The sequence below is a fragment of the Flavobacterium phragmitis genome (assembly GCF_900112575.1).
Classification (GTDB): domain Bacteria; phylum Bacteroidota; class Bacteroidia; order Flavobacteriales; family Flavobacteriaceae; genus Flavobacterium; species Flavobacterium phragmitis.
Map to the genome: position 1 here is coordinate 167,999 of NZ_FOMH01000001.1, position 15,909 is coordinate 183,907.

At 34.2% G+C, this 15,909-nt stretch carries 16 protein-coding genes; 6 read left to right on the top strand and 10 right to left on the bottom strand.

What is annotated here, in order from left to right; translation table 11 throughout:
• Positions 1-16: 16 nt before the first annotated feature.
• On the bottom strand, positions 17-763 hold the full coding sequence (locus tag BM289_RS00805) for a lysophospholipid acyltransferase family protein (RefSeq protein ID WP_091489976.1): 747 nt from the start codon (positions 761-763) through the stop codon (positions 17-19).
• 125 nt (positions 764-888) lie between these two features.
• Here BM289_RS00805 and rnpA point away from each other — a divergent pair, with 125 nt between their 5' ends.
• From rnpA to BM289_RS00825, 4 genes are all read left to right on the top strand, one after another.
• Positions 889-1,293: a ribonuclease P protein component gene (gene rnpA, locus BM289_RS00810; protein WP_091489978.1), complete on the top strand. Its 405-nt coding sequence runs from the start codon at positions 889-891 to the stop codon at positions 1,291-1,293.
• A 70-nt stretch (positions 1,294-1,363) separates the two neighbouring features.
• Entirely contained in the window at positions 1,364-2,200 is an 837-nt protein-coding gene (locus BM289_RS00815; protein WP_091489980.1) for a DUF4349 domain-containing protein, read from the top strand.
• A gap of 2 nt (positions 2,201-2,202) precedes the next feature.
• Positions 2,203-3,840: a S41 family peptidase gene (locus tag BM289_RS00820; RefSeq protein ID WP_091489982.1), complete on the top strand. Its 1,638-nt coding sequence runs from the start codon at positions 2,203-2,205 to the stop codon at positions 3,838-3,840.
• 3 nt (positions 3,841-3,843) lie between these two features.
• On the top strand, positions 3,844-4,647 hold the full coding sequence (locus tag BM289_RS00825; RefSeq protein ID WP_091489984.1) for an OmpA family protein: 804 nt from the start codon (positions 3,844-3,846) through the stop codon (positions 4,645-4,647).
• A 669-nt stretch (positions 4,648-5,316) separates the two neighbouring features.
• Here the strand turns inward: BM289_RS00825 and BM289_RS00830 are convergent.
• Positions 5,317-5,688 (bottom strand): hypothetical protein, encoded by a 372-nt coding sequence (locus BM289_RS00830; protein WP_091489986.1) that lies wholly within the window; start codon positions 5,686-5,688, stop codon positions 5,317-5,319.
• A 315-nt stretch (positions 5,689-6,003) separates the two neighbouring features.
• Between BM289_RS00830 and BM289_RS00835 the strand changes: the two genes are divergently transcribed.
• Positions 6,004-7,242 carry a hypothetical protein gene (locus tag BM289_RS00835; RefSeq protein ID WP_091489989.1) on the top strand — a complete coding sequence of 413 codons (1,239 nt, stop codon included), beginning with the start codon at positions 6,004-6,006 and terminating at the stop codon, positions 7,240-7,242.
• A gap of 103 nt (positions 7,243-7,345) precedes the next feature.
• Positions 7,346-7,687 carry a helix-turn-helix domain-containing protein gene (locus tag BM289_RS00840; protein WP_091489991.1) on the top strand — a complete coding sequence of 114 codons (342 nt, stop codon included), beginning with the start codon at positions 7,346-7,348 and terminating at the stop codon, positions 7,685-7,687.
• Here the strand turns inward: BM289_RS00840 and BM289_RS00845 are convergent.
• From BM289_RS00845 to BM289_RS00880, 8 genes are all read right to left on the bottom strand, one after another.
• Positions 7,677-8,120, bottom strand: a complete 444-nt coding sequence (locus tag BM289_RS00845) for a GNAT family N-acetyltransferase (protein WP_091489994.1) — start codon at positions 8,118-8,120, stop codon at positions 7,677-7,679. The two genes, BM289_RS00840 and BM289_RS00845, sit on opposite strands and share 11 nt — an antisense overlap.
• 120 nt (positions 8,121-8,240) lie before the next feature.
• On the bottom strand, positions 8,241-8,888 hold the full coding sequence (locus BM289_RS00850) for a DUF1579 domain-containing protein (RefSeq protein WP_091489999.1): 648 nt from the start codon (positions 8,886-8,888) through the stop codon (positions 8,241-8,243).
• Positions 8,889-9,266: 378 nt separating this feature from the next.
• Positions 9,267-10,235, bottom strand: a complete 969-nt coding sequence (locus BM289_RS00855; RefSeq protein ID WP_091490002.1) for a DUF4837 family protein — start codon at positions 10,233-10,235, stop codon at positions 9,267-9,269.
• A 47-nt stretch (positions 10,236-10,282) separates the two neighbouring features.
• On the bottom strand, positions 10,283-12,088 hold the full coding sequence (locus BM289_RS00860; protein ID WP_091490006.1) for a LysM peptidoglycan-binding domain-containing protein: 1,806 nt from the start codon (positions 12,086-12,088) through the stop codon (positions 10,283-10,285).
• Between the two features lie 110 nt (positions 12,089-12,198).
• Positions 12,199-13,386 carry a phosphoglycerate kinase gene (locus BM289_RS00865; RefSeq protein ID WP_091490009.1) on the bottom strand — a complete coding sequence of 396 codons (1,188 nt, stop codon included), beginning with the start codon at positions 13,384-13,386 and terminating at the stop codon, positions 12,199-12,201.
• A gap of 261 nt (positions 13,387-13,647) precedes the next feature.
• Positions 13,648-14,154, bottom strand: coding sequence for a hypothetical protein (locus BM289_RS00870; protein ID WP_091490012.1), 507 nt, complete (start codon positions 14,152-14,154; stop codon positions 13,648-13,650).
• The gene (locus BM289_RS00875; RefSeq protein ID WP_091490015.1) at positions 14,151-14,855 is read right to left on the bottom strand and encodes a pirin family protein; all 705 of its coding nucleotides are present in this window, start codon (positions 14,853-14,855) and stop codon (positions 14,151-14,153) included. Before BM289_RS00875 ends, BM289_RS00870 begins: the two co-directional genes overlap by 4 nt.
• 19 nt (positions 14,856-14,874) lie before the next feature.
• A complete protein-coding gene (locus tag BM289_RS00880) occupies positions 14,875-15,627 on the bottom strand; it encodes a dioxygenase family protein (protein WP_091490018.1) in 753 nt (250 codons plus the stop codon).
• Positions 15,628-15,909: the final 282 nt, after the last annotated feature.

Consider the following 15,909-nt stretch of genomic DNA (forward strand, 5'->3'; position numbering starts at 1 on the left):
TAGCTCGGACTAAATCTTAAACCTGTTTATACTCATTTATTCCTTCTTTAACTGCCTTTTCAGTAATTTCCATTAATTCTTCAAACTTATAGTCTTTTACAGCCAACGCCGGATGCGCTGTAAATGTCAAATGGTTTCCTAAACCAACCGGAAACATTCCGTATTTAACTATCTTCCAAGAATTATTAATACTCACTGGTACAACATATGCAGACGGTGCATATTTGCATAAAATTTTTAAACCGCTTTGAGCGAATTCTTTTGGTTTACCCGTTTTGCTTCTTGTTCCTTCTGGAAAAATAACGGCAGATCTTGTGTTTTTTTCGATATATTCAGACAAGCCTTTGATAACTGGTATCGCTTGTTTAGGGTCTTTACGGTCAATTAGGACAGATCCTCCATGTTTCAGATTATAAGAAACACTTGGAATGCCACTTCCTAATTCCTTCTTACTTACAAATTTACAATGAAAACGTCTAAAGTACCAAATCATTGCCACGATATCGTACATACTTTGGTGATTTGCCACAAAAATAATCGGAGCGCCTTTCGGAATTGTCTCTACACCTGTCACTGTATATCTTGTCCCTACCAAATTTGTACATTTTAGAAGACAGAAATTCAGATAATCTACACTTTTCTTGTGTGCCTGATATCCGAATAAATTTAAGCAAATCCACTGAATTGGGTGAAAAACAACCAAACATAAACCAAATAATAAATAATAAATTACCGATATTGGATAAGAAATAATTTTTTCCATGCTTCAAAAATTAATGCGCAAAAGTAGTAAATATATTTTTAGACTTATTAAAATTGAAAACAATAACCGATTTTCTGGTTTAATTGTACCTTTGTCACAGAATTTGCAAATCTTTTCTGAATTAAATGAACTTCAAATACCCTAAAAACGAGCGTTTAAAAAGCAAAACCACCATTGGATTACTGTTTTCTGAAGGAAAATCGGTGTCCAAATATCCGCTTCGTTTGGTTTACCGTCAAGCGGAAGAAAATTCAGAAGAACAGACTAAAATTGGTGTTTCGGTTTCTAAGAAATATTTTAAGAAAGCCGTTGACCGCAATTACTTCAAAAGAGTGCTGAGAGAAACCTATCGTTTGAACAAACATTTACTTTTGGATAATCTGGATCAGTCCTATTCGATTATGCTTTTTTATCAAACCAAAGACCGTTTGTCTTACGAGGAAATCAATACCAAAACGATTCAGTTATTTGAGAAGTTTACTGCTCAAATAAACAAAACACCGGATTCTGAACAGAAAACCGAATTGTAAATCCCAAAACGTAAGATTAATAAGCAACTTAGACAAAAAAATCGTAGTTTTAGCTCTAAATTGAAATTTTATGCGTCAACTTTTCTTTTTATTGGTTTTGGTTTTGATTCTTTCTGGCTGTAGTAAATCTGAAGCTGAGAGTAATGATGTTGCAGTAAGCGCCGTTATGGTTCCGCCACCGCCACCTGCTGGAGCGAGTGAGTCTAATAGAAAAGATCAAGATTTAAATGAATCATCAAAAACTAAGATTCCGCAGAAAATAATCAAACAGGGATCACTTCGATTTGAAACTGATAATTTAGAAAATTCGTTCAGTCAAATTCAAAAAGCTGTTGCAAATAACAGAGCACGAATTATAAACGATTCTGAAGGAAAAGATTTTGCTACTCTTTTTAGAAATCTTACTATAAAAGTACCAAGTCAGAATTTTGACCGTTTTATAAATGATGTCTCTAAAGGTGTTTCGTATTTTGAAGTTAAAAATATCTCTGCACAAGATGTAACAGAAGAATATATCGATCTGACTTCAAGATTGAAAACCAAGAAAAAATTAGAAGAGCGTTATCTTGAAATTTTAAAGAAAGCCAATAAAGTCAGTGAGATTTTAGAAATTGAAGAACAAATTTCAACTATCCGCGAAGAAATCGAAGCCAAAGAAGGTCAGCTGAAATATTTAGAAAGCAGAGTTTCTGAAAGTACCATCACTATTGAGTTTTATAAAACAATACCTGAAAAAGAGGGCGTTAAAATATCTTACGGTTCCAAACTTTGGAGTGCAATTGAATCCGGATTCTATACTCTATCCGATTTATTGCTTTCATTATTAAGTGCCTGGCCTTTTGTAATTTTGTTTGTTGTATTTGCCTATTTTATTAGAAAAAGATTAAAAAGAAGAAAAAAAGAATAATCATGTATCCGTATTTCAAAAAGAAATTTATTATACCAGTCGCTACGGCGGGAATGTTATTTGTTGGAACCAGTTTTAAAGAAGATTTTTTTGAGATTGCCAAACAGATTGAGATTTTTACGACCCTATTCAAAGCCGTAAATACCAATTATGTTGACGAAACCAACCCGGGCGATTTGATGGACAAAGCCATCAAAAGCATGCTAGCAAGTTTAGATCCTTATACGGTTTATTTTAACGAGCAGGATGTTGTTAATTTCAAAATCAATAATACGGGAGAATATACTGGAATTGGTGCTTTGATTTCTAGAAAAAAAGACCGTTTGGTTGTTCGCGAACCTTATAAAAACTATCCAGCCGATAAAGCCGGACTAAAAGCCGGCGACGAAATCATTCAGATTGGAGATATTCTAATAGCTGATTTTAAAGATGATGCTTCTTCCTTATTAAAAGGAACAAAAAACACCAAAATCAACATTAAATACCTTCGTCAGGGAAAACCATTTACTACTGTTTTGGTTTTGGATGAAGTCGATATTAAATCGGTTCCTTTTTATGGAAAAATTGATGATAAAACGGGATATATTGTTCTAGCACATTTTAGCAGAAAAGCATCAAGCGAAGTAAAAGAAGCTTTGGAAAAACTGAAAGCTGACGGAGCGAAACAAATCGTTTTGGATTTAAGAGGCAATCCTGGAGGATTATTGAATGAAGCCATTGATATCTGTAATTTATTTGTTCCAAAGAATGAAGTGATTGTAACTACTAAATCGAGAATCGAAAAACACAATAACACTTATAAAACACAAAAAGAACCGGTTGATACTGAAATTCCATTGGCTATTTTAGTAAACGGAAAAAGTGCTTCGGCATCTGAAATCGTTTCGGGAGCTCTGCAGGATTTAGATCGTGCAGTAGTTTTGGGAAGTAGAAGTTTCGGAAAAGGTTTGGTGCAACGTTCTGTTGATCTGACTTATGGAACTCAGCTAAAAGTGACTATTTCTAGATATTACACTCCATCCGGAAGATGTATTCAGGCGCTGGATTATGCGCATAAAGATAAAAACGGTGTAGCACAAAAAACCGATGCTAAAAATTACAATGCTTTTAAAACCAGAAAAGGCAGAACCGTTTATGACGGCGGAGGCGTTTTACCGGACATTGAACTGGAAGAAGCTAAAACAAGTGCGATTGCAACAGCTCTAACTAAAAACGACGGTGTATTTGATTACGCTACATCTTACTATTATAAAAATCCAAATTTGGGCGATAAGATTCCAACTTTGACAGATGCAGATTACGCCGCTTTCAAACAATACCTAAAAACCAATAAAATTACATTCGATACAGAGACCGAAGTGGCTTTGAAAAATACTTTAGCTGCAGCTAAAAAAGAAAAAATTGACGAAACCATTACGGCAGAATATCAGCAATTGTTGACTGCTTTAGAAAAAAGTGAAACTACTTTACTGGATAAAAACCAAAAAGAAATCAAAAACATGATTTTGGAGGAACTGATTAAGAGATATCAATATCAGGAAGGTTTGTATCAGTATTATATCAAAAACAATTCAGAAATTAAAAGAGCAGTAAGTGTATTAAATAATCAGACCGAATATAAAACGATTTTAAAAATGTAGTGAATGAAGCTATCCCTAGCCATACTTCTTCTTTCATTTTATACAGTATCGGCGCAGCAAAAACCTGTTGAAACTATCTATTTTGAATTTGACAGATATGATTTGACAGACAAGCAAAAAACGGTTGTTTCGAGCTTTATAAAAAACATAGACACCTCTACGGTTGAGTCTATACAGATTTATGGGTATTGCGATGACAGAGGGACAGATTCATACAATTTTAAATTATCTAATAAACGTGCGGTTACGATTCAGAATCTCTTGGTTCGGTATGGTTTCAAAAAGAATAAAATTGTTATTCTGGAAGGAAGAGGCCGTATTGTTGTAAAGGCAGACACTGTAAAAAATCTTCAGGAAACCCGCCTGCAAAATCGGCGGGTTGATTTAATTGTCATTAAAAAAAATAGTCTGGGCAAAGGAGTTCATTCTTCTTTTAAAGACAAACTAAAAGTAGGCGACCGAGTTTATCTCGAAGCCATTCTCTTCAATATCGGTAGCGCCAAACTAACCGATTCTGCAAAAAAAGAACTGAACAAAGTTGCATTAACTCTTTTAAGCCACCAAAACATTAAGTTTGAAATACGCGGTCATGTCTGTTGCACGCCCGAAATTTATAGCGATGGCATAGATCGCGATACCAAAGAAAGAAGACTTTCATGGAATCGTGCCAAAACTGTTTTTCATTATTTAATCTCGAAAAAAATCTCGAAAAGCCGTATGACATATATTGGCTGTGGTAATAAATTTCCACTTGGAAAAGGCGATAAATACGATCGGCGGGTGGAGTTTTTAATTACACAACTTTAGTCTTTTTTCTCCCTCGAAGGCACTAAGACACAAAGTTCTATTTTTGCCCTTCTTATGGAGGAAGAATCACACAATACCGAAGCTTCTCCTTCATGCATCAGGATGAAAAAAAAATGGAGGACAATCTTTAGCGAATTCCAAGTGTTATCCAAACAAAACTCAAAAACCTTAGTGTCTTAGTGCCTTCGTGGCAGAAAAAACGTAAAAAAATTAAAAAGCCACCCAGAGGTTTAGACTGCGCGGCTTTAAAAAAACAATGGTTTTGGTAGTTAATTATATAAAAAAATTTGGCTATACTAAAAACATCTACTGTGCCAAAAGTAGCATACAATTTTTTTTAAAGCATCCAACAAAAGTTATTTGAGTATCAGATTAGGGTATTTTTATTATTACGCCTTTTGTTTTTGCCACGAAGGCACTAAGACACAAAGTTTTGTTTCTGTCAATTCCAAGAAACGAAGCAGCGCTGCAAAGCATTAAAAGTTACTGTTTGTCATTTCGACCGAAGGGAGACTCGAGCGATAGCGAACTGGCGAAGCAAATCGCACTAGAAAGTCCGCAAAGTATGGTACGCAATCTTCGTCGAATTCCTAGTGTGATTCTTCGTTCCAGGAGAACAAGAATTGAATTAAAACTTTGTGTCTTAGTGCCTTTGCGGCAAAACAAAACTTAATCTTCTAGATTCTTTAATTGAGATTCCAGATTCTCAATATATTTCTTTTGAAGTTCTAGGGTATATTTCGCTTCTTCATACAAAACCTTATAATCCAGTTGCTGTTTTTCTGCAGAAGTAACTAGTTCTTCTTCCCCTTTAGCAGGTACTTTTAACATTTCTCCTTTTCCTGTTAGGAGCCATTCTGGATTTAATTCAGGATATGCATGTAGAATTTTCTCAATAGAAGTACTATTTATTCCTGAATTATTTGAAATAGCTTTTCCAATTTGTCCAATAGAAAGTCCAGCTGTAACTGTAATCATATTATTATTTATGCCTTTTACAGACATAAATTCAGCAAGCCTTTCCGTCGTTGAAGTATTCATAAACCATTAAATATTGAAAAAAAACTACTTCTAATCACAAAATATAGAAATAAATCTATATTTTTGTTTTAGTATAAACAAAGTAAGCAAAGGTATAGTTTTAAAACAATTGACATGCAATAGTTCAAACTTTAACCTGTTTCGATACGCACCTTCAATAATTTCCAACTCCAATTTCTTTCCAAAGAAGTCTTAGATTTCTTTATAAAATCCACAATTTACGCAACTTAAACTTTTATGCGGCAAAATTCGCATAAAATCGAATGAGAAAAAACTTACAACAGATATAATTTTGCGTTTTAATTTTTAAATTTTATGAAAAAGTATTTTAAAGTGATGTTCATGATGGGGATTTTAGGCACATTGAATCTTCATGCTCAAGTTGGTATTCCCACCAACAACCCTAACGCTAATGCAGTATTAGATTTAAACAGAACGGATGGAACCAGCGAAAAAGGATTATTGCTACCCAAAGTAGCCCTCAAAGCTACAGACAATTTTGCCCCTATGGCTGCGCATGTCGCAGGTATGAAAGTATATAACACAGCCACTGATGGCTCAGGTGAAACCGCCGTAACTCCAGGAGAGTATAATAATGATGGAACCAAATGGATACGTGTTGTTTCAAAAGACGAAACCTCAGATGGCTGGGCTTTAGGAGGTAATACCAATGGTGCAATTAAAGAATTAGGAACAAAAGACGCACAGCCTCTTCCATTTATTACAGATGGAACAACTAAAATGAGTTTGTCAACTGATGGAGTTTTAGGACTAGGAGGTAATAATGATGTAGATTCCAGTATTCGTGTTCCAGATAATCCGAGTAATCCAGCTAGTGCTATGTCTCCCAGATTAAATTTAATGTCCGATAAAAACCAATCATCACCTGGATTTGTGATATCTAATTTTACTGACGATAATACATCTTATTCCACATTCAATAGTCTTGCTTTTATAAAAGGCACTGGCTCTCACCAAAATCCAAAACCAGGAGTAGATAATGATATTGTTGGCCAATTATCTTTTTATGCTTATGATAATAGATATTCTACAAAGTTCAATTTAATGACTGCGATACGAGCAACAAACTTTTTAAATGCTTCTGGCAATAAATCTGGAATACTGAGGTTGGGACTTAATTCTCATGTTACAATTTATGATAATTCTGTCGTTTTAGGATTTGGTGGTATGACTTCTTTCGATCAAAATCAAAATAAAGCTCAAATTTATATTAGTGGTAAAATAGGTGTAAATTATAAACTTCAGACCACTATTACAAATGCAAACATTTCTGACTCTGATCAAACATCATTATACATAAATACGGTAAACTCTACTGTAACATTCAATCTTGCTAAAGCAGCCGTGTCAAATAATGGTCGAGTAGCAACAATTGTTGCAAGCGGAGGTACTTCATCAAAAGTTGCACTAAAACCAGCAACAGGTGACAGCATAATACTTATGGGAGCAGCACCAATAACTACTACTACAACTGCAACAACAAATATAAAAGTAATCAGTAATGGAGTTGATACATGGTATCAAATACCATAATAAAAGCTAGATTCGCTATATAAAAACCTATCCTACAAGAATGGGTTTATAAAATTAAAAGGTTACAAGTCTGTTTTATTTAATTCATTAAAAACAAAACAAAATGACTAAAACAAAACTCACCAATGCAAGGCTTGCCAAAGGCATTTCCCAAGAAGAACTCGCAGATTTAATAGGTATGACGCAATCCAACTATAGTAGAAGAGAAAATGGTCATAAAAAAATATCGGAAGTAGAATGGATAAGAATTGCAAAAGAATTAGGCGTTAGCAAAGAAGAAATTTATGAGCCAGATGAAGATCCAGCTCCTAAAAGCGATGCCTTAAAAATGCTTCAGTTTACGATGCCTAATTTTATTCTTGAACATATTGAGCTTTTAAAAAAAGAAAACAAAATGCTGAAAGAAAAACTCAAACAGTTTAAAAATCAAAATATTAATTCCTAATCATCTCAATATGCGGGATATCATCTTCCAGATACATTTCGCTTGTTTGTACAAATCCGTGGCTTTCGTAGAATTTTTTTAGATATAATTGTGCTCCAATGGTTATGGCCTCTTTTCCAAAATTAGCTTTAATTCCAGCAATGGCTTCGCGCATTAATTCATGTCCCCATTTTTTATCTCTGTAATTGGCGTCTACCACTACTCTTCCTATCGAAGCATTATCAAAACTAATTCCGGCATCGAACAAACGGGAATAGGCCACTATTTTGCCTTCGTATTCGCCAATTAGGTGCAAGGCTTTCTTGTCTTTGCCATCAAGATCCAAATAAACGCAATTTTGCTCCACTACAAAGATTTCACTTCGCAATCTGAGCACATCGTATAGTTCGTTTACATTTAATGCCTCAAAAGGCTTTATTTTCCATTTTAACATTTTTATCGTTTATTGTTTTTGGTTTGTTGTTTATTGTTCATGGAACAAAATTACATGAAATAGAAATCCCAATCGCAAAACTGCAATTGGGATTCTTAAAAACTGTACAGAATGAAGAAGCTATTTTTTCTTCATTAAAATTTCCATGCTTTTATATTCGGTGCCATTTTTAGTGTCGTACATTTCCATTTTACGTGTTTTTGGATCTACAATAGTATACACTTCTCTGTATGAGTTCTTTTTTCCAGTTGCAGGATCTACAAATTCACCTTTGAAGGTCGCGCTTTTAGTCCTTTCGTCGTATTTACCAATTCCAACCATCATTCCGGTTCCCATATTGTCGATAAAAGTAGAGGTGTATTCTTTGCTGGCGTTATTGAATGCCAATGTGCTTTTACCTTCAAATGGTGCACCCATTATTTTTCCAACATAATTTGCTTCTTGATAGCGTCCTCCTAAAATCATTTTGATTGTGGCTACTGAAGATGCCTTTTCGGGTTTCCCATTTGGTTCGTACCAAAAAGTCATTTCACAATTCCATGTTCCTACTTCGTCGGCCATCCATTTATGTGGTTCACTCGGAGTTGCAAAATCTTGCCATGCTTTGGCTACTGCCGCAGAGTCAGCTGGTTCTGCTACTACAGGCTCTTCCGTTTTAATGCTGTCTGAAACTTTTGGCGGTTCGGTTACTGTTTCGGTTTTTATGTCTTTTTTACAAGAAACAAAACAGAGTACAAACAATACTAGTGTTGCGGTTAATTTTTTCATAACTATTTGTTTTTATGCTTGTTATAAAAACAAAAGTAAGAAATATATTAAAATGATTTGTTTCAGGTTTATGCGAATGTTTGTTTAACCGCAAAGGGCGCTAGGGTTTTACGCAAAGCACGCTAAGTTATTTGTTATATATTACTTTGCATAAAAGTAAAGTTTGCAAAGCTTTTAAACATAGCACGTGATTTTGGAAAAATGGAAACTGTTGACAGAAAATTTATAGCCACAGATTACACAGATTAAAGGGATTTTCTTTTTTTCTTTTGCCACAAATTACACAAATTAGCACAAATTTTTTTTAATGAATTAGCGTTGATTCGTGAATTCGTGGCGAAACAATAATCTTTGCGTGTATTGCGGTTAAGGAAAAAACTACCTTTTCTCCACTTTAACCGATTTGATAATAGCTTCGAGTTCCAGCATTAAATCTCGTTCTTGATTGGATGGTGAATAACAGAAACCTTCTATAACCAAAAGACGGTTATATGCTTTGTCTACAATAGCATAATTGATAAAAGGTCCTGCCATAAAATCGTTCTTCAATTCCCAAGTTCCTTTGGTTTCGAAAGCTTCTTTGTTGTCTAAGGTTACTTTTGAAAAATAGGGTGCATAAGCTTCGCTTGTTATCATTGGTGTATTAGGTTCACGACCTTTGATGTATCGCCCAACAGAATCGCGCATGCGCACAATGGAATTGACAATGTCTTTTCTCTTTTCAAAATTATGCAATGGTATTTGATAAACCAGTAAACTTGTATTACCACTAATAATCTCCTTTTTAAGCCAAATAAAATTCTTTTTGTGCAACATGTATTCGTATCCTGTTGGAATCTGAATATTTATGTGGAATTTATTCTTGATAATGGTAGGATTCAAAAGCGACTTGCGGTTATCCTCCTGTACTTTTTCAATTTCGGCATTACGGATCTGTCTTATGATTTCTGCCGAATTATCTTCAATACTGCAGATAAGATCGTCGACAGATTTTTCGTAAATACGAAAAGTGTTGTGCGGTAAATTTTTGCTGTGAATTATTTCGAATTTCTCAGCAGCCGTTTTTTTAACGACAATAATACTTCGGCTGTCGGTCACAAATCCTTCCAGCAGACGCGCCGGATATTGGTTTATGGTAAAAAGCGGTTCTTCTTGTGTAAGTCCGAGAACCGGCGAAGCAAATTTATTTCGAATACTATCACCTACTTCTCCATACCACAACTGATCATCAATAATAATCGAAATTGTGTTGGTTTTTCCAGAAACAGAATCGTTCTGTTTTTCGCCTTTAAAACAGGAAATCAGGAAAAACGGAAGTAATAGCAATAAAAAATGGGTTTTATTCATTTTCTTAATTTATGAAATAAAACCCAAATTTAAATAAGATTTTTCTTTTATCCGTTTATTTTAAGTTTCATTCCCGGTTTAATATCTTCATCTTTAATGTCATTCCATTTTTTAATATCCGAAATGGTTACTCCAGGATATTTTTTAGAAATGCTGTATAAAGAATCTCCTTTTTTAACGTAATAATCTTCACTAACGTTTTTAGAAGACGCTTTTTTCTTGAATGAATCAACCGAGTTTGATGCAATTGCTGTTGAAGCCGGCTCTTCTATAACTATCGCTGCTTTAGAAATAATCAGTGTTTTTCCTAAACCAATGTTATTTGAGGTTAAATTGTTAAGTTCTTTTAACTCCGCAATAGTCGTACCGAACTTCTTTGCAATGCTGCCTAAATTATCTCCAGCAACAACTACATAGTCCATATCTACAGCTGCTTTCTCTTTATTTTCTACAGATGCAACAGCTTGTTCTCTGTCTGCAACAGGAACAGCTTTAACAGGAATTTCCTCTTCTGCTTTGATTTTCAAGCTTCTTCCAACTGCTACTGCATTTGTTTTTAAGTTATTCCATTTTTTAATTTCTGAAATACTCACATCATATTTAGCGGCAATTGCTCCTAAATTATCTCCTTTTCTAACTTTATAAAATTCGAAATCCCCTTTCTCTACTGTTGCTGGTTTCGTCGTAGCTGGTTTTGCTTTTGGAGCATATTTTACAGCCAGTCTTGAAGAAGTCGATCGAAACTCTGTATCATGTTTCACATAAGCATAAATCTGCTCTTCATTGGAAACAAAGGTTGCGATTTTATCTTTTGGTAGTCGAATAAAATGTTGTTCTCCTTGATAATACGGAACCACATTCATTTTATAAGACGGATTTAAAAGCTGAATTTGAGACTGAGGCATGTCTAACAAATCGGCAATCTGTTTGAAAGACATTTGATTTTTGATTGCTATCGTATCAGTTTCAAAGTTTTTAACAACAGCTCTTTCTGGATTAATTCCATGTTCTTTATGATATTCAAAAAGATACATTGTAGCTAAAAAAGCCGGAACATAACCTTGAGTTTCTTTTGGAAGGTAATTACGAATGTCCCAGTATTTTGTTTTTCCGCCAGAGCGACGAATTGCTTTGGTAACATTTCCTGGACCTGAGTTGTAAGAAGCTAAAACCAGTTCCCAATCACCAAAAATATTGAACATCTTGGTCATGTATTCAGAACAGGCTGCTGTAGCTTTAAGAGGGTCGCTTCTTTCGTCGATATACGAATCGATTTTTAAAGCGTATTGTTTTCCGGTTCCGTACATAAACTGCCAAAGTCCCGTGGCGCCCATTTTAGAAACTGCTTTAGGATTTAAAGCAGATTCTACAACGGCTAAATATTTTATTTCCAAGGGAACATTGCTTTTTGCAAAAGACTCCTCAAAGATTGGGAAATAATATTCTGATAAAGCCATTAATCGAGAAAACGATTTTTTACGGTTCTTAAGAAATGACTTTATTATATTTTCTAAACCTTGATTGTATTCAATCTCAAAAGGTGATTTCTCATTCATCGCTGCCAAACGCTGTTTTAGCAATTCGGTCGGCAGTTCTTGATCAACAGTAACGTCTTTGTTGATGGTTTGAATGTCTTTGGTCAGGTCGTCATAAATATCCAAACTTACTAATTCGTTCATCCATAAACTATCTACTTTTGAAGCTAGATCGTTTCTTTTGAATGTACTTTTAATAGAATCTAAATATGTTAACTTAACTTCTGGCTTACTTTCTAAAGTCGATGCTGTTTCTTGTGAAAAGGCAGCCATCGTAAAGAAAGCAGAAACCACTATTGATATTTTCCTTACAATCATATAACATTATTTTAAAATTCTGTAATTCAAACAATTACGAGATGTGTACTTTTGCAAAAATAAGCCCTTTATCGAAGAAAACTAATTAAAAAAATGTTAATTGTGATATTTTAGTCTAAAATCGCTGCGATTCCAGGTAAAATTCTTCCCTCTAACATTTCAAGCATAGCCCCACCACCAGTAGAAACGTAGCTCATTTTATCTTCAAATCCGAACTGTTTTACAGCTGCAACAGAATCACCTCCGCCTACTAATGAAAATGCTCCGTTTTCTGTAGCCTCTGCAATATAATCTCCTAATGCAATTGTTCCTTTAGAGAAAGTTTCCATTTCAAAAACTCCCAATGGACCGTTCCAAAGAATTGTTTTTGACTCTAAAATTACTTTCTTGAAGTTCTCCAAAGATTTTGGACCTGCATCCAAACCTTGCCATCCGTCAGGAATTGCAGTTACATCTACCACCTGAGTGTTTGCTGTGTTTGAGAAATCGTCTGCAGCCACAACGTCAACTGGAATATGAACTTGTACATTTTTCTCTTTTGCTAATCTTAGGATTTCTAAAGCTAAATCTAGTTTGTCATCTTCGCAGATTGATTCACCAATTTTTCCGCCTTGCGCTTTAATGAAAGTAAATGTCATACCTCCACCAATAATCATGTGATCTACTTTATCTAAAATATTTTCGATAACTGTGATTTTAGACGAAACTTTAGAACCACCAAGAACAGCAGTTACAGGTTTCACGCTATTATTCAAAACTTTATTTAAACTGTCTATTTCTTTTGCCAATAATGTTCCGAAGCATTTTTTGTTTTCGAAAAACTGTGCAATGATTGTAGTCGATGCGTGTGCTCTGTGTGCTGTACCGAATGCATCGTTTACATAAATATCTCCAAGAGAAGCCAATTCTTTAGCAAAAACCACATTTCCTTCTTCTTCTTCAGCGTGGAAACGTAAATTTTCTAATAAAAGAACTTCACCTGGCTGTAAGTTTTTAGCAGCTGTCTGAGCTGGTTCTCCAACGCAGTTTTCAGCAAACTTAACTTCAACTCCTAAAATTTCAGAAGCTGTTTTTAAAATATGTTTTAAAGAGTATTTTTCTTCAGCGCCTTTTGGTCTTCCTAAGTGCGACATTAAGATTACACTTCCTCCTTGAGCCAAAATTGTATCAATAGTTGGCTTTGCAGCTTCAATACGTGTCGTATCAGTTACATTAAAATTCTCATCCAACGGAACGTTAAAGTCTACACGGATAATTGCTTTTTTATTTTTAAAATCGAAATCGTTTAAAGTTTTCATCTTGATAATTTTTAGTTTTTTTTTAGAAAGAAAAACAAATATAGGACTTTTAGACTTGTAATAAATTCGAATAAACTAAAAAAGAAGCAAGAAAAAGAACGAAAACGTTATAAATTTACAAAAAAAATGGTTTATTTAAGAATAAAAACAATTTTAGACCACAATTCAATACTGCCTTTTATAAAAAAACCTTTCCTGTCAACAGAAAACAGGAAAGGCAAAAAATGAATTAGGATTTATTTTTTGTTTTTGGATGATGAATTAGTCTTCTGTCTTAATAAAACAAATTGACAAATTGTTTTGAGCTGGAAACATAATGGTCTCATATTCGTTTTGGTTTTCAACATTTTTGGAGACCAAATAATTTCCTTCAATAATTCCGAAATAATTTAATAAAGGCGTGTAAAAAGTAATTCCAATTTTATGTTTGGATATATCGGTTATATCTGTATTTATAATGTCCAACTGATAATTGAGAAAAGGAAAATAGTTGTTACCTAAAACATCTGTAACACGATGAAAGTTTCCTTTTAATTGTTCTACATAGCCACTCGCCGCGATTCCTGTTAAGAAATGCAGTTGTTTTGCTTTTTCGTTTTCACTCAATAATTCTCGAAAAGTATTCTTCGGACTTGTTCTCGAATTGAACTGCTGGCTCTGCATCTGGTATTCTTTGAATGTATCTTCAAAAACATATTTATCCCACAAAGAAGAAGACGAATTATCTATGACAATACGATACGCCAATTTTATTCTAGTGATTTTCATGAATTAAGTGCTTTTAATGGGACTTCTATAACCAATAGAATGGCATTTTCTGAAAGTGCTTCCCATTCAATTTTACTGGTTTCCTTTAAAGCTAACCCGTCTTTGGCTTCCAAAAGACGGTCTTCGACTTCAAAAGCACCATTGAGAACAAATGCAAAAACACCATTTTTAGAGTTTCTCAAAGTAAACGATCCGTGTTTTCTTCCATCATAAAGTCCGATAAACCCAAGCGCTCTTTCAACTTCAAATAAAGAATAAAGCTTATTATGTCTGCTAAAATCAAATTTGTATTGCTGGAAATAGTTCTTGAAATACTGTCTTCCCATATCAAATTCGATTTCGAGATAACTCACATTTTCATTTTCATACGGATTGAAAATTTCAACCGTTAATTCGTCATCAGCAGCCAGAACGCGAATTTGATCTACACGCAGAAACTCAGTATTGCCAATACTATCTTTATATTCGATTCCGCCAAACAGAGGCAGAATAATGACATTTGTTTTTGATTTTATAAGTCGGGTAATGCATTGCTGTGGCGCCAATATTACCTCATTCAAAATCTTTAACGATCCAAATGCATTTCTAGATAAATCCTGATATTGTTCAAAATTAAAAGTCGCAAAACAATTGTGTTTTCCAGAATTGAAAACGCCTCTTAAATCTGACTTATAAATTTGGGCTGGAATCTGCGCTATCATGGTAAACTATTTTAAAAAACTAACTTGCAACGTTGATGGTATGCGTTAAAACATACCCTTCACTGATACTTCCTGTAACTGTTCCTAATTCATTTGCTACTGAATCCGAAAATACATTGTCAGACGCATTATAAGTATAACCAGACAATCCTTTTGTATAGCCATTTGCTGTTGATGCGTTTACTGTAGCCACCGCACTATTTGTTCCTTCTGGAAAAGCAATTTGTGTTACTAATAGAGAAGTTCCGCTTGCATTGTAAATATGAACGTGAATATGAGTCGCACGACCAGAATACCATCCGGGAAAAATAGAAGTAAAAGTTACCAAACCATTTTCATCTGTAGTTTGTCTTCCTCTTAAAAAATGATAAGAAGTATAATTGACTGACTGCATTGATGTTCCTCCGTATTCTGAATAATACCCATCTTTATCACAATGCCAAATGTCGACAATCGCGTCTTTTAGTACAGCACAACTTGCTTTGGTGTTTTTGATTGTAATTTTAATGGTAAAAGCCACTCCTATTCTATCCATGACAATATTTGATTTTACCAAAGATGATGGCGTAATGGTTGGAAACGGCCCTGCTGTTTCAGATGGTGTTACCGAACAGCTGCTTGAAGAAGATCCTGAACCCGAACTTGAACCTGAATCTGTTCCAGTTGATGCCTCTGATGAGTCACCATCTTTACTGCATGCGTTTATAATTGGAATGGCCAAAGTACCAATTCCTACTAAACCCAAGCCTCTTAAAAATTCTTTTCTTTCCATTTTTTGTCTTTTTAAATGTTATTCAATGAAATGATTAACAGTTATTTTGAAGTAAAATTATTGGAAATTGAGGCGTTGTAAAAAGTTTGAGGTAAACGTTATAATTTATGAGGTAAACAGATGAAATATATTTTTTGTAGTAAATTTTACCTACAAAATTACCCCATTAAATGTATATCTAATCAATGAAAAACATTTTCTTATAATCTCGATATAGTAAGAAAGAAGTAGTTTGAAAAGTACTAGAGAAAAATCCGCTTCGGATAAGCGGAATATTTATAG

Excerpts from the sequence above, each read along its gene's own strand:
- BM289_RS00805 (WP_091489976.1), bottom strand. The coding sequence starts at position 763 with ATGGAAAAAATTATTTCTTATCCAATATCGGTAATTTATTATTTATTA.
- rnpA (WP_091489978.1), top strand. The coding sequence starts at position 889 with ATGAACTTCAAATACCCTAAAAACGAGCGTTTAAAAAGCAAAACCACC.
- BM289_RS00815 (WP_091489980.1), top strand. The coding sequence starts at position 1,364 with ATGCGTCAACTTTTCTTTTTATTGGTTTTGGTTTTGATTCTTTCTGGC.
- BM289_RS00820 (WP_091489982.1), top strand. The coding sequence starts at position 2,203 with ATGTATCCGTATTTCAAAAAGAAATTTATTATACCAGTCGCTACGGCG.
- BM289_RS00825 (WP_091489984.1), top strand. The coding sequence starts at position 3,844 with ATGAAGCTATCCCTAGCCATACTTCTTCTTTCATTTTATACAGTATCG.
- BM289_RS00830 (WP_091489986.1), bottom strand. The coding sequence starts at position 5,688 with ATGAATACTTCAACGACGGAAAGGCTTGCTGAATTTATGTCTGTAAAA.
- BM289_RS00835 (WP_091489989.1), top strand. The coding sequence starts at position 6,004 with ATGAAAAAGTATTTTAAAGTGATGTTCATGATGGGGATTTTAGGCACA.
- BM289_RS00840 (WP_091489991.1), top strand. The coding sequence starts at position 7,346 with ATGACTAAAACAAAACTCACCAATGCAAGGCTTGCCAAAGGCATTTCC.
- BM289_RS00845 (WP_091489994.1), bottom strand. The coding sequence starts at position 8,120 with ATGTTAAAATGGAAAATAAAGCCTTTTGAGGCATTAAATGTAAACGAA.
- BM289_RS00850 (WP_091489999.1), bottom strand. The coding sequence starts at position 8,888 with ATGAAAAAATTAACCGCAACACTAGTATTGTTTGTACTCTGTTTTGTT.
- BM289_RS00855 (WP_091490002.1), bottom strand. The coding sequence starts at position 10,235 with ATGAATAAAACCCATTTTTTATTGCTATTACTTCCGTTTTTCCTGATT.
- BM289_RS00860 (WP_091490006.1), bottom strand. The coding sequence starts at position 12,088 with ATGATTGTAAGGAAAATATCAATAGTGGTTTCTGCTTTCTTTACGATG.
- BM289_RS00865 (WP_091490009.1), bottom strand. The coding sequence starts at position 13,386 with ATGAAAACTTTAAACGATTTCGATTTTAAAAATAAAAAAGCAATTATC.
- BM289_RS00870 (WP_091490012.1), bottom strand. The coding sequence starts at position 14,154 with ATGAAAATCACTAGAATAAAATTGGCGTATCGTATTGTCATAGATAAT.
- BM289_RS00875 (WP_091490015.1), bottom strand. The coding sequence starts at position 14,855 with ATGATAGCGCAGATTCCAGCCCAAATTTATAAGTCAGATTTAAGAGGC.
- BM289_RS00880 (WP_091490018.1), bottom strand. The coding sequence starts at position 15,627 with ATGGAAAGAAAAGAATTTTTAAGAGGCTTGGGTTTAGTAGGAATTGGT.